Here is a 10720-nt window from a genome sequence, read left to right as displayed (position 1 = left end):
TTCTCTTTTTTAGAGTTTGCTTGATGCTTTGAAAAAGCCCCCGCTCAGCGGGGGCTTTTTTATTGGGTTGACACCTATCTGGGGCGTCTATAGAATTGCGCCTCCTTTTAACGGGCGTATTGCGCTCGGTGGGAATAGCAGCCGGAGTCTGAAATCCAATGCAAAATCAGCAAATCCGTATCAGGTTGAAGGCTTTCGACCATCGCCTGATCGACCAATCAACCCAGGAAATCGTGGAAACCGCGAAACGTACTGGTGCTCAAGTGCGTGGTCCAATTCCACTGCCTACCCGTAAAGAGCGGTTCACCGTTCTGGTTTCTCCGCACGTCAACAAAGACGCGCGCGACCAGTACGAAATCCGCACTCATAAGCGCGTTCTGGACATCGTCCAGCCAACGGATAAAACCGTTGATGCTCTTATGAAGCTTGATCTTGCGGCCGGTGTGGAAGTGCAGATCAGCCTCGGCTAAGACTCGGTCTTAGTCGTGTAACGCTCTGAAATGGGCGGCCATAGCGGGTGAAAGCCCCGTACACTCATGAGGTTTACAACATGACTATTGGTGTAGTCGGTCGTAAATGCGGTATGACCCGTATTTTCACCGAAGAAGGTGTCTCCATTCCGGTCACGGTCATTGAGATCGAGCCGAATCGCGTCACCCAGTTCAAAACTGAAGAGACCGATGGCTATCGTGCAGTGCAAGTCACTGTCGGCGAGCGTCGTGCTTCGCGTGTAACAGCAGCTCAGGCTGGCCACTTCGCTAAAGCGAACGTTGCCGCTGGTCGCACTACCATGGAATTCCGTCTTGAAGAAGGCGAGTACCAGGCTGGCGATCTGATCAACGCTGAAATCTTCGCCGCTGGTCAACTGGTTGATGTAACCGGTCAGTCCAAAGGTAAAGGCTTCCAGGGTACGATCAAGCGTTGGAATTTCCGCGGGCAAGATAACACCCACGGTAACTCCGTATCCCACCGCGTCCCAGGCTCTATCGGCCAGTGCCAGACTCCTGGTCGTGTATTCAAGGGCAAAAAAATGTCCGGTCATATGGGCGCTGAGCGCGTGACCGTGCAGTCCCTGGAAGTAGTGCGCGTGGACGCTGAACGCAATCTGTTGTTGGTCAAGGGTGCTGTTCCTGGCGCTACTGGCGGCAACCTGGTTGTACGTCCAGCAGCCAAGGCTCGCGGTTAAGGGGAAGCTGACATGCAATTAAATGTAAATGACGCTCAAGCGATCGAAGTTTCCGAACTGACATTTGGCGGCGAATTCAACGAGACGCTGGTTCACCAAGCAGTCGTGGCCTACATGGCCGGCGGCCGTCAAGGTACCAAGCAGCAAAAGACCCGTTCCGACGTTCGTGGTGGCGGTAAGCGCCCATGGCGTCAGAAAGGTACTGGCCGTGCTCGTGCCGGTACTATCCGTAGCCCAATCTGGCGTGGCGGCGGTACCACTTTTGCAGCACGTCCACAGGATCACTCCCAGAAGCTGAACAAGAAGATGTATCGCGCAGCAATGCGTTCCATCCTTGCTGAGCTGGTGCGTACTGATCGTCTGGTCGTGGTTCAGGATTTCGCTGTTGAAACTCCGAAAACCAAAGATCTGCTGGGCAAGCTGAACAACATGAGCCTGACCGACGTTTTGATCGTGTCGGACGCTGTTGATCAGAACCTGTACCTGGCTGCTCGTAACCTGCCGCACGTAGATGTACGTGACGTTCAAGGTTCCGATCCAGTTAGTCTGATCGCATACGACAAGGTGTTGATCACCGTGTCGGCCGTGAAGAAATTCGAGGAGCTGCTGGGATGAACCAGGAACGCGTATTTAAAGTTCTGCTTGGCCCGCACGTTTCCGAGAAGGCTACGGTTCTGGCAGACAAGAAAGGCCAGTTCGTTTTCAAGGTTGCTACTGACGCAACCAAGCTGGAAATCAAGAAGGCCGTCGAAAGCCTGTTCAGCGTGAAAGTAGAGCGCGTCACTACCCTGAATGTTCTGGGTAAGAGCAAGCGCACTGCTCGCGGTCTGGGCAAGCGTAATGACTGGAAGAAGGCAGTTATCTCCCTTCAGCCAGGCCAAGATCTCGATTTCAGCAGCAGTGCTGAGTAAGGAAGGGGTGCATCATGGCAATCGTTAAATGCAAACCGACTTCCCCTGGCCGCCGTTTTGTGGTCAAGGTGGTCAACCAGGAGCTGCATAAAGGCGCTCCTCACGCACCGCTGCTCGAGAAAAAATCGAAGACTGGTGGTCGTAACAACAATGGCCGTATTACCACACGTCACATCGGTGGTGGTCATAAGCAGCATTATCGTATGGTCGATTTCCGTCGCAACGACAAAGATGGCATCGTCGCCACTGTCGAGCGTATCGAATACGATCCAAACCGTACTGCTCACATCGCACTGCTCTGCTACGCAGACGGCGAGCGCCGCTACATCATCGCCCCTAAAGGCGTGAGTGCTGGCGACCAGCTGATCGCAGGCGCTCTGGCTCCAATCAAGCCAGGCAACGCTCTGCAACTGCGCAACATCCCAGTGGGTTCTACCGTACACGGCATCGAACTGAAGCCAGGTAAAGGCGCACAGATCGCTCGTTCCGCTGGTGCTTCGGCTCAGCTGATCGCTCGTGAAGGCGTTTACGTTACCCTGCGTCTGCGTTCCGGTGAAATGCGTAAAGTCCTGGCTGAATGCCGTGCGACCCTGGGCGAAGTCTCGAACTCCGAGCACAGCCTGCGTTCGCTGGGTAAAGCTGGTGCCAAGCGCTGGCGTGGCGTTCGCCCAACCGTTCGTGGTGTTGCCATGAACCCGGTTGACCACCCACATGGTGGTGGTGAAGGTCGTACCTCTGGTGGTCGTCATCCGGTATCGCCATGGGGCTTCCCGACTAAGGGCGCGAAGACTCGTGGTAATAAGCGTACCGACAAAATGATCGTCCGTCGTCGCAAGTAAATAGAGGGATACGACAGTGCCACGTTCTCTGAAAAAAGGTCCTTTTATTGATCTTCACCTACTGAAGAAGATCGAAGTGGCGGCGGAAAAGAACGATCGCAAACCAATTAAGACTTGGTCGCGTCGTTCGATGATCCTGCCACAAATGGTCGGTCTGACCATCGCAGTACACAACGGTCGTCAGCACGTCCCAGTTCTCGTTAACGAAGACATGGTCGGCCACAAACTGGGCGAGTTCGCCGGTACCCGCAACTATCGCGGGCACGTGGCTGACAAGAAAGCCAAGCGTTAAGGGGTTAGGAAATGGAAGTAGCCGCTAAGTTGTCGGGCGCTCGAATCTCCGCCCAGAAAGCCCGCTTGGTCGCCGACCAGATCCGCGGGAAGAAGGTGGGCGAAGCGCTCAACTTGTTGGCTTTCAGCAGTAAGAAAGCCGCCGAGATCATGAAGAAAGTGCTGGAGTCGGCCGTAGCCAACGCCGAGCATAACGAAGGCGCAGACGTTGATGACCTGAAGGTCAGCACCGTTTTCGTCAACGAAGGGCGTTCGCTGAAGCGCATCATGCCACGTGCCAAAGGCCGTGCTGATCGCATCGTCAAGCGGTCTTGCCATATCACTGTCAAGGTTGCTGACAAGTAACGGAGTCGAAGAGATGGGTCAGAAAGTACATCCCATTGGCATTCGCCTGGGAATCGTCAAGGAGCACACCTCCGTCTGGTACGCAGACGGTCGGACTTATGCGGACTACTTGTTCGCAGATCTGAAAGTGCGTGAGTATCTCCAAGACAAACTAAAAAGCGCGTCCGTAAGCCGTATCGATATCCATCGTCCGGCCCAAACTGCACGTATCACCATCCACACCGCTCGTCCAGGTATCGTTATCGGGAAGAAAGGTGAAGATGTTGAGAAACTGCGTCAGGACCTGACCAAGCAAATGGGTGTGCCTGTGCACATCAATATCGAAGAGATCCGCAAGCCGGAGCTCGACGGTATGCTGGTTGCGCAGAGCGTAGCTCAGCAGCTGGAGCGTCGTGTAATGTTCCGTCGCGCTATGAAGCGCGCAGTTCAGAACGCCATGCGCATTGGTGCCAAAGGCATCAAAATCCAAGTGAGCGGTCGTCTCGGCGGTGCTGAAATCGCACGTACTGAATGGTATCGCGAAGGTCGTGTGCCATTGCACACCCTGCGTGCCGACATCGACTATGCCAACTACGAAGCTCACACCACTTATGGTGTGATCGGTGTAAAGGTTTGGATCTTCAAAGGCGAAGTAATTGGTGGTCGCCAAGAAGAGCTGAAACCACAAGCACCAGCGCCTCGTAAAAAAGCTGCTAAGTAAGGGGTACGCCAAATGTTGCAACCTAAGCGTACGAAGTTCCGCAAGCAGATGACAGGCCACAACCGTGGTCTGGCTCAGCGCGGTAGCAAAGTCAGCTTCGGCGAGTTCGCGCTGAAGTCTGTAGCTCGTGGTCGTCTCACCGCTCGTCAGATCGAGTCAGCGCGTCGTGCTCTGACCCGTCACGTTAAACGTGGCGGTAAGATCTGGATCCGTGTATTCCCGGACAAGCCTATTTCCAAAAAGCCCCTCGAAGTTCGGATGGGTAAAGGTAAGGGTAGTGTGGAGTACTGGGTTGCCCAGATTCAGCCAGGCAAAGTCCTGTATGAAATCGAGGGTGTTTCTGAAGAGCTGGCGCGTGAGGCTTTTGCCCTGGCTGCTGCAAAGCTGCCGCTCGCCACCGCCTTTGTTAAACGGACGGTGATGTGATGAAAGCGAATGAACTTCGTGAAAAATCCGCACAGCAGCTGAACGAGCAACTGCTCGGCTTGCTGCGCGACCAGTTCAATCTGCGTATGCAGAAAGCAACTGGCCAGTTGGGGCAGTCTCATCTGCTCTCGCAAGTTAAACGTGACATCGCTCGCGTGAAGACTGTGCTCAACCAGCAGGCAGGTAAGTGATCATGGCTGAAGCCGAAAAAACTGTCCGTACGCTGACTGGCCGTGTTGTCAGCGACAAGATGGACAAAACCATCACCGTACTGATCGAGCGTCGCGTAAAGCACCCGATCTACGGTAAATACGTTAAGCGTTCGACTAAGCTGCACGCGCACGACGAAACCAACCAGTGCCACATCGGCGACAAAGTCACTATTCGTGAAACTCGTCCTATGGCCAAGACCAAGTCTTGGGCGCTGGTTGATGTTCTCGAACGCGCTGTGGAAGTCTAAGGACTAGGGGTCGGAGAAATTATATGATTCAGACTCAATCCATGCTCGATGTGGCCGATAACAGCGGCGCTCGCCGTGTTATGTGCATCAAGGTGCTGGGTGGCTCCCATCGTCGTTACGCTGGTATCGGTGACATCATCAAAGTTACCGTGAAGGAAGCAATTCCTCGCGGTAAAGTGAAAAAAGGCCAAGTGATGACTGCTGTTGTAGTCCGCACTCGTCACGGCGTACGTCGTGCTGATGGCTCCATTATCCGCTTTGATGGCAACGCTGCTGTTCTTCTGAACAACAAGCAAGAGCCGATCGGCACCCGTATCTTTGGGCCAGTGACCCGTGAACTTCGTACTGAGAAGTTCATGAAGATCGTCTCGCTCGCCCCAGAAGTGCTGTAAGGAGATCCGACATGCAAAAGATTCGTCGTGACGACGAGATCATCGTGATCGCCGGCAAAGACAAAGGTAAGCGCGGTAAGGTGCTCAAGGTTCTCGCTAACAACCGTCTGGTTATTAGCGGTCTGAACCTGGTTAAGCGTCATACCAAGCCAAACCCGATGTCGGGCGTGCAAGGCGGTATCGTCGAAAAAGAAGCTCCACTGGACGCTTCTAACGTCGCCATTTTCAACGGCGAAACCAACAAGGCTGATCGCGTTGGTTTCAAAGTAGAAGACGGCAAGAAAATTCGTGTCTTCAAGTCGACCCAAAAAGCGGTTGATGCTTGAACACTGCTAGGTAGAAGACCATGGCACGACTAAAAGAGATTTACTGGAAGGAAATCGCACCGAAGCTTAAGGAAGAACTTAAGCTTTCGAACGTGATGGAAGTTCCACGCGTTACAAAAATCACCCTGAACATGGGTCTGGGCGAAGCTGTTGGTGACAAAAAAGTCATCGAGCATGCTGTTGCTGACCTGGAAAAGATCACCGGCCAAAAAGTCGTTGTGACCTACGCTCGTAAATCCATCGCTGGCTTTAAAGTCCGTGAAGGATGGCCGATCGGCGTCAAGGTGACTCTGCGCCGTGAGCGTATGTATGAGTTCCTGGATCGTCTGCTGTCGATCTCCCTGCCTCGGGTTCGCGACTTCCGCGGCCTGAATGCCAAGTCCTTCGATGGTCGTGGTAACTACAGCATGGGCGTGAAAGAGCAGATCATTTTCCCGGAAATCGACTACGACAAGATCGATGCTCTCCGCGGTCTGGACATTACCCTGACCACCACTGCCAAGAACGATGATGAAGGCCGCGCTCTGCTGCGTGCTTTCAAATTCCCGTTCCGCAACTGATTGGAGTAGGAAAATGGCCAAGAAGAGCATGAAGAACCGTGAGCTGAAGCGTCAGCTCACTGTTGCCAAGTACGCCACCAAGCGTGCAGCGCTGAAAGCTATCATCGTTGATCTGAACGCAAGTCCAGAAGCACGTTGGGAAGCTACCGTAGCTCTGCAGAAGCAACCACGTGACGCAAGCGCTTCGCGCATGCGTAACCGTTGCCGCCTGACTGGTCGTCCGCACGGCGTTTACCGCAAGTTCGGCCTTGGCCGTAACAAGCTGCGTGAAGCTGCAATGCGTGGTGACGTACCAGGTCTGGTTAAAGCCAGCTGGTAACTGCTATCAAAGTCTCGATGTTCGGGTTCGCAAGAACCTGACCATCGGTGGCCTTGAATCTGAATCAAGCCCCTTTTGGGGCTTGATTCATTTCTGGGGTGTGTCTAGAATGACCGGCTCGCCTGAGCCCGTGTTTTTCATGCCCGGAAGTTCTCGGCGACAAGTAGTAGCCGCAAGGCTAATTTTTCTGTATTAGGAGCGTCTAGCCCATGAGTATGCAGGACCCGTTAGCGGACATGCTAACTCGAATCCGTAATGCCCAGATGGCTGAAAAGTCTGTCGTAAGCATGCCGTCTTCCACGTTGAAGGCTGCTGTAGCAAAAGTCCTGAAGGACGAAGGTTACATCGCGGATTTTCAGATCACCACCGACGCTAAGCCGTCGCTGTCCATCTCGCTGAAGTACTTCGAAGGCCGTCCGGTTATCGAAGAAGTGAAGCGCGTTAGTCGTCCAGGCCTGCGTCAGTACAAGTCCGTTGAAGATCTGCCGAAAGTTCGTGGCGGTCTTGGCGTGTCTATCGTCTCCACCAACAAAGGTGTGATGACGGATCGTGCTGCGCGCGCTGCCGGTGTCGGCGGCGAAGTTCTTTGCACTGTGTTCTAAGGGGGGATAAGCATGTCTCGCGTCGCTAAGAACCCCGTTAAGCTGCCAGCCGGTGTCGAAGTAAAATTCGCAGGCCAACAGCTTTCGGTGAAGGGTGCCAAGGGCACTCTCGAACTGAACATCCATTCGTCCGTTGAGATTGTTGAAGAAGCTGGTGAGCTGCGTTTCGCTGCTCGCAATGGCGATCAACAAACTCGCGCAATGGCCGGTACCACGCGTGCGTTGGTAAACAACATGGTCCAAGGCGTAAGCCAAGGCTTCGAGCGCAAGCTCCAGCTGGTCGGTGTTGGTTACAAAGCGCAAGCAAAAGGCACGGTTCTGAACCTTGCCCTTGGCTTCTCGCACCCAGTGGATTACGAACTGCCGGAAGGCATCACCGCTGAGACTCCTAGCCAGACCGATATCCTGATCAAGGGCATCGACAAGCAGCTGGTAGGTCAAGTGGCCGCTGAGATCCGCGACTTCCGTCCACCAGAGCCGTACAAAGGCAAAGGTGTGCGCTACGCGGACGAAGTCGTCCGTCGTAAAGAAGCCAAGAAGAAGTAGGGCATAGCAAATGACCGACAAAAAAGTTACTCGACTGCGTCGCGCTCGCAAAGCACGCCTGAAAATGCACGAACTCGAAGTCGTGCGTCTCTGCGTGTTCCGCTCGTCGCAGCACATCTACGCCCAGGTCATCTCGGCCGACGGCAACAAGGTCCTGGCAAGTGCCTCGACTTTGGATAAAGAACTGCGTGATGGTGCCACTGGCAACATCGACGCGGCCACAAAGGTTGGCCAGCTGGTCGCTACGCGTGCTAAGGCCGCTGGCGTCTCGCAAGTGGCTTTCGACCGCTCTGGCTTCAAGTACCACGGCCGCGTTAAAGCGCTGGCTGATGCTGCTCGTGAAGCTGGGCTGGAGTTCTAAGTTATGTCAAATAACGACCAAAAGCGCGACGAAGGCTACATTGAGAAGCTGGTTCAAGTTAACCGCGTAGCCAAAACCGTTAAAGGCGGCCGTATCTTCACTTTCACCGCGTTGACCGTGGTTGGTGATGGTAAAGGGCGTGTTGGCTTCGGCCGTGGCAAGTCACGTGAAGTGCCTGCTGCGATCCAGAAGGCAATGGAAGCTGCTCGCCGTAACATGATTCAAGTTGACCTGAACGGCACCACCCTGCAGTACGCAATGAAGTCCGGTCACGGCGCTTCGAAGGTGTACATGCAGCCTGCTTCTGAAGGTACCGGTATCATCGCTGGCGGCGCTATGCGTGCTGTCCTCGAAGTTGCTGGCGTTCAGAACGTTCTGGCCAAGTGCTATGGCTCGACTAACCCGGTAAACGTGGTTCACGCCACCTTCAAGGGTCTGAAAGCTATGCAATCTCCTGAGTCCATCGCTGCCAAGCGTGGTCTGACTGTCAAGGAGATCTTCTGATCATGGCTACCGTTAAAGTAACGCTGATCAAAAGCATGACCGGCCGCATCCCTAACCACAAATTGTGCGTTAAGGGTCTGGGTCTGCGTCGCATCGGTCACACTGTAGAAGTCCAGGATACTCCCGAGAATCGCGGGATGATCAACAAGGCTTACTACATGCTGCGTGTCGAGGGTTAATCGATGAAACTCAATGATCTGAGTCCAGCGCCGGGTTCCCGTCGTGAAAAGCATCGTCCGGGCCGTGGTATCGGTAGCGGTTTGGGTAAGACTGGTGGCCGTGGCCACAAAGGTCAGACCTCCCGCTCCGGTGGCACCATTGCTCCAGGCTTTGAAGGCGGTCAACAGCCGCTGCATCGTCGCCTGCCGAAGTTCGGTTTCGTTTCCCTGAAAGCCATGGATCGCGCAGAAGTGCGTCTGTCCGAGCTGGCTAAAGTGGAAGGCGACATCGTCACCGTGCAGTCCCTGAAAGATGCCAACGTGATCAACGTCAACGTACAGCGTGTGAAAATCATGCTGTCCGGTGAAGTGACTCGCGCTGTCACTATCGGCAAGGGAATCGGCGCCACCAAAGGTGCGCGTGCGGCTATCGAAGCAGCTGGCGGCAAGTTCGAGGAATAAATGGCTAAGCAAGGTGCTCTCTCTGCGCTCGGCAAAGGCGGTATGTCTGAACTTTGGGCTCGTCTGCGTTTTCTGTTCCTGGCGATTATCGTCTACCGAATAGGCGCACACATCCCGGTTCCAGGTATCAACCCGGACCGACTCGCAGACCTGTTTCGACAGAATGAGGGGACCATTCTTAGCTTGTTCAACATGTTCTCCGGCGGCGCGCTGGAACGGATGAGCATCTTTGCATTGGGGATCATGCCGTACATTTCGGCATCGATCATCATGCAACTGATGACAGCCGTCAGCCCGCAGCTGGAGCAGTTGAAGAAGGAAGGTGAAGCTGGCCGTCGCAAGATCAGCCAGTACACCCGCTACGGCACCGTCATCCTCGCTCTCGTTCAGGCTATTGGCATGTCCATTGGTCTGGCGGGGCAGGGTGTTGCGTTCACTGGTGACTTTGGCTTCCATTTCGTCGCGGTATCCACTTTTGTGGCTGGTGCGATGTTCATGATGTGGCTGGGTGAGCAGATTACTGAGCGTGGTGTAGGCAACGGTATCTCGATGTTGATTTTTTCGGGTATCGTCGCCGGTCTTCCGAGAGCAATCGGGCAGTCTTTCGAGTCTGCGCGTCAGGGCGATATCAACATTTTCGCTTTGGTTGCCATCGGTTTGCTGGCAGTAGCGATTATCGGTTTCGTGGTGTTCATTGAGCGTGGTCAGCGTCGTATTGCTGTTCACTACGCCAAGCGTCAGCAGGGCCGCAAGGTCTTCGCGGCGCAGACTAGCCACTTGCCGTTGAAGGTGAACATGGCCGGTGTTATTCCGGCTATTTTCGCGAGCAGCATTTTGCTGTTCCCGGCTTCGTTGGGTGCCTGGTTCGGTCAGTCTGAAGGTATGGGCTGGTTGCAGGACATCTCGCAGTCGATCGCTCCTGGTCAGCCGTTGAATATTCTGCTGTTTAGTGCAGGGATTATTTTCTTCTGCTTCTTCTATACGGCGTTGATGTTCAATCCGAAAGACGTAGCGGAAAACCTGAAGAAGTCCGGTGCCTTTATTCCGGGCATCCGTCCAGGTGAGCAGTCTGCGCGCTATATTGATGGCGTTCTGACCCGCTTGACCATGTTCGGTGCTCTTTACATGACGGCCGTCTGCCTGTTGCCCCAGTTCCTGGTGGTTGCAGCAAACGTACCGTTCTACCTTGGCGGGACCTCGTTGCTGATCGTGGTCGTGGTTGTGATGGACTTCATGTCCCAAGTACAATCGCACCTCGTTTCGCACCAGTACGAATCCCTGATGAAGAAAGCCAACCTGAAGGGTTACGGCAGCGGCATGTTGCGCTGAGTA

Annotated in this window: 22 protein-coding genes; all 22 read left to right on the top strand. The window is 54.4% G+C overall.

The genetic code is table 11. The features are described 5' to 3' along the window. Positions 1–158: 158 nt before the first annotated feature. The 22 genes from rpsJ to secY all read left to right on the top strand — a co-directional run bounded on the left by rpsJ (position 159) and on the right by secY (position 10717). On the top strand, positions 159–470 hold the full coding sequence (gene rpsJ, locus ACQ4OE_RS26005) for a 30S ribosomal protein S10 (RefSeq protein WP_003186070.1): 312 nt from the start codon (positions 159–161) through the stop codon (positions 468–470). Positions 471–550: 80 nt separating this feature from the next. After that, positions 551–1186, top strand: coding sequence for a 50S ribosomal protein L3 (gene rplC, locus ACQ4OE_RS26000; RefSeq protein WP_003228738.1), 636 nt, complete (start codon positions 551–553; stop codon positions 1184–1186). Positions 1187–1198: 12 nt separating this feature from the next. Beyond that, entirely contained in the window at positions 1199–1801 is a 603-nt protein-coding gene (gene rplD / locus ACQ4OE_RS25995) for a 50S ribosomal protein L4 (RefSeq protein WP_007918468.1), read from the top strand. Beyond that, positions 1798–2097, top strand: coding sequence for a 50S ribosomal protein L23 (rplW, locus tag ACQ4OE_RS25990; RefSeq protein WP_002555488.1), 300 nt, complete (start codon positions 1798–1800; stop codon positions 2095–2097). The genes rplD and rplW overlap by 4 nt, the downstream gene beginning before the upstream one ends. A gap of 14 nt (positions 2098–2111) precedes the next feature. Next, on the top strand, positions 2112–2936 hold the full coding sequence (gene rplB / locus ACQ4OE_RS25985; protein WP_003228734.1) for a 50S ribosomal protein L2: 825 nt from the start codon (positions 2112–2114) through the stop codon (positions 2934–2936). A gap of 16 nt (positions 2937–2952) precedes the next feature. Beyond that, a complete protein-coding gene (rpsS, locus tag ACQ4OE_RS25980) occupies positions 2953–3228 on the top strand; it encodes a 30S ribosomal protein S19 (protein WP_011336172.1) in 276 nt (91 codons plus the stop codon). A gap of 11 nt (positions 3229–3239) precedes the next feature. Then, complete coding sequence (gene rplV / locus ACQ4OE_RS25975) at positions 3240–3572, top strand: 50S ribosomal protein L22 (RefSeq protein ID WP_003103908.1); 333 nt, start codon at positions 3240–3242, stop codon at positions 3570–3572. A 13-nt stretch (positions 3573–3585) separates the two neighbouring features. Beyond that, a complete protein-coding gene (rpsC, locus tag ACQ4OE_RS25970) occupies positions 3586–4272 on the top strand; it encodes a 30S ribosomal protein S3 (RefSeq protein WP_003176422.1) in 687 nt (228 codons plus the stop codon). A gap of 12 nt (positions 4273–4284) precedes the next feature. Further along, a complete protein-coding gene (gene rplP / locus ACQ4OE_RS25965) occupies positions 4285–4698 on the top strand; it encodes a 50S ribosomal protein L16 (RefSeq protein WP_007896757.1) in 414 nt (137 codons plus the stop codon). Continuing rightward, complete coding sequence (gene rpmC / locus ACQ4OE_RS25960; protein WP_002555481.1) at positions 4698–4889, top strand: 50S ribosomal protein L29; 192 nt, start codon at positions 4698–4700, stop codon at positions 4887–4889. The genes rplP and rpmC overlap by 1 nt, the downstream gene beginning before the upstream one ends. Positions 4890–4891: 2 nt before the next feature. Next, positions 4892–5158, top strand: coding sequence for a 30S ribosomal protein S17 (rpsQ, locus tag ACQ4OE_RS25955; protein WP_003194644.1), 267 nt, complete (start codon positions 4892–4894; stop codon positions 5156–5158). Between the two features lie 23 nt (positions 5159–5181). Further along, entirely contained in the window at positions 5182–5550 is a 369-nt protein-coding gene (gene rplN, locus ACQ4OE_RS25950) for a 50S ribosomal protein L14 (protein ID WP_002555479.1), read from the top strand. 11 nt (positions 5551–5561) lie between these two features. Continuing rightward, on the top strand, positions 5562–5876 hold the full coding sequence (gene rplX, locus ACQ4OE_RS25945) for a 50S ribosomal protein L24 (RefSeq protein ID WP_008081905.1): 315 nt from the start codon (positions 5562–5564) through the stop codon (positions 5874–5876). Between the two features lie 20 nt (positions 5877–5896). After that, positions 5897–6436, top strand: a complete 540-nt coding sequence (gene rplE, locus ACQ4OE_RS25940) for a 50S ribosomal protein L5 (RefSeq protein WP_003176415.1) — start codon at positions 5897–5899, stop codon at positions 6434–6436. Positions 6437–6449: 13 nt separating this feature from the next. Then, a complete protein-coding gene (gene rpsN, locus ACQ4OE_RS25935) occupies positions 6450–6755 on the top strand; it encodes a 30S ribosomal protein S14 (RefSeq protein WP_003228726.1) in 306 nt (101 codons plus the stop codon). A gap of 209 nt (positions 6756–6964) precedes the next feature. Next, complete coding sequence (gene rpsH, locus ACQ4OE_RS25930; RefSeq protein WP_016772944.1) at positions 6965–7357, top strand: 30S ribosomal protein S8; 393 nt, start codon at positions 6965–6967, stop codon at positions 7355–7357. 12 nt (positions 7358–7369) lie between these two features. Beyond that, the gene (rplF, locus tag ACQ4OE_RS25925; RefSeq protein ID WP_003176412.1) at positions 7370–7903 is read left to right on the top strand and encodes a 50S ribosomal protein L6; all 534 of its coding nucleotides are present in this window, start codon (positions 7370–7372) and stop codon (positions 7901–7903) included. 10 nt (positions 7904–7913) lie between these two features. Beyond that, positions 7914–8264 (top strand): 50S ribosomal protein L18, encoded by a 351-nt coding sequence (gene rplR, locus ACQ4OE_RS25920; protein WP_003186037.1) that lies wholly within the window; start codon positions 7914–7916, stop codon positions 8262–8264. 3 nt (positions 8265–8267) lie between these two features. Continuing rightward, entirely contained in the window at positions 8268–8768 is a 501-nt protein-coding gene (rpsE, locus tag ACQ4OE_RS25915) for a 30S ribosomal protein S5 (protein ID WP_064392263.1), read from the top strand. 2 nt (positions 8769–8770) lie between these two features. Then, on the top strand, positions 8771–8947 hold the full coding sequence (gene rpmD / locus ACQ4OE_RS25910; RefSeq protein WP_003176408.1) for a 50S ribosomal protein L30: 177 nt from the start codon (positions 8771–8773) through the stop codon (positions 8945–8947). A 3-nt stretch (positions 8948–8950) separates the two neighbouring features. Beyond that, complete coding sequence (gene rplO / locus ACQ4OE_RS25905; RefSeq protein ID WP_003228720.1) at positions 8951–9388, top strand: 50S ribosomal protein L15; 438 nt, start codon at positions 8951–8953, stop codon at positions 9386–9388. Then, a complete protein-coding gene (gene secY / locus ACQ4OE_RS25900; RefSeq protein WP_077574735.1) occupies positions 9389–10717 on the top strand; it encodes a preprotein translocase subunit SecY in 1329 nt (442 codons plus the stop codon). Positions 10718–10720: the final 3 nt, after the last annotated feature.

Source organism: Pseudomonas sp. WC2 (assembly GCF_050586545.1).
Lineage (GTDB): Bacteria > Pseudomonadota > Gammaproteobacteria > Pseudomonadales > Pseudomonadaceae > Aquipseudomonas.
The sequence above is the reverse complement of the archived record's forward strand: the minus strand, read 5'-3'. Positions and strand labels throughout refer to the sequence as shown.

Bases quoted from the DNA above. Each gene is read 5' to 3' on its own strand.
- rplV (WP_003103908.1), top strand. From the start codon at position 3,240: ATGGAAGTAGCCGCTAAGTTGTCGGGCGCTCGAATCTCCGCCCAGAAA.
- rplW (WP_002555488.1), top strand. From the start codon at position 1,798: ATGAACCAGGAACGCGTATTTAAAGTTCTGCTTGGCCCGCACGTTTCC.
- rplF (WP_003176412.1), top strand. From the start codon at position 7,370: ATGTCTCGCGTCGCTAAGAACCCCGTTAAGCTGCCAGCCGGTGTCGAA.
- rplR (WP_003186037.1), top strand. From the start codon at position 7,914: ATGACCGACAAAAAAGTTACTCGACTGCGTCGCGCTCGCAAAGCACGC.
- rpmD (WP_003176408.1), top strand. From the start codon at position 8,771: ATGGCTACCGTTAAAGTAACGCTGATCAAAAGCATGACCGGCCGCATC.
- secY (WP_077574735.1), top strand. From the start codon at position 9,389: ATGGCTAAGCAAGGTGCTCTCTCTGCGCTCGGCAAAGGCGGTATGTCT.
- rpmC (WP_002555481.1), top strand. From the start codon at position 4,698: ATGAAAGCGAATGAACTTCGTGAAAAATCCGCACAGCAGCTGAACGAG.
- rplN (WP_002555479.1), top strand. From the start codon at position 5,182: ATGATTCAGACTCAATCCATGCTCGATGTGGCCGATAACAGCGGCGCT.
- rpsC (WP_003176422.1), top strand. From the start codon at position 3,586: ATGGGTCAGAAAGTACATCCCATTGGCATTCGCCTGGGAATCGTCAAG.
- rpsE (WP_064392263.1), top strand. From the start codon at position 8,268: ATGTCAAATAACGACCAAAAGCGCGACGAAGGCTACATTGAGAAGCTG.
- rplX (WP_008081905.1), top strand. From the start codon at position 5,562: ATGCAAAAGATTCGTCGTGACGACGAGATCATCGTGATCGCCGGCAAA.
- rplD (WP_007918468.1), top strand. From the start codon at position 1,199: ATGCAATTAAATGTAAATGACGCTCAAGCGATCGAAGTTTCCGAACTG.
- rplO (WP_003228720.1), top strand. From the start codon at position 8,951: ATGAAACTCAATGATCTGAGTCCAGCGCCGGGTTCCCGTCGTGAAAAG.
- rpsJ (WP_003186070.1), top strand. From the start codon at position 159: ATGCAAAATCAGCAAATCCGTATCAGGTTGAAGGCTTTCGACCATCGC.
- rpsQ (WP_003194644.1), top strand. From the start codon at position 4,892: ATGGCTGAAGCCGAAAAAACTGTCCGTACGCTGACTGGCCGTGTTGTC.
- rpsN (WP_003228726.1), top strand. From the start codon at position 6,450: ATGGCCAAGAAGAGCATGAAGAACCGTGAGCTGAAGCGTCAGCTCACT.
- rplC (WP_003228738.1), top strand. From the start codon at position 551: ATGACTATTGGTGTAGTCGGTCGTAAATGCGGTATGACCCGTATTTTC.
- rplP (WP_007896757.1), top strand. From the start codon at position 4,285: ATGTTGCAACCTAAGCGTACGAAGTTCCGCAAGCAGATGACAGGCCAC.
- rplE (WP_003176415.1), top strand. From the start codon at position 5,897: ATGGCACGACTAAAAGAGATTTACTGGAAGGAAATCGCACCGAAGCTT.
- rplB (WP_003228734.1), top strand. From the start codon at position 2,112: ATGGCAATCGTTAAATGCAAACCGACTTCCCCTGGCCGCCGTTTTGTG.
- rpsH (WP_016772944.1), top strand. From the start codon at position 6,965: ATGAGTATGCAGGACCCGTTAGCGGACATGCTAACTCGAATCCGTAAT.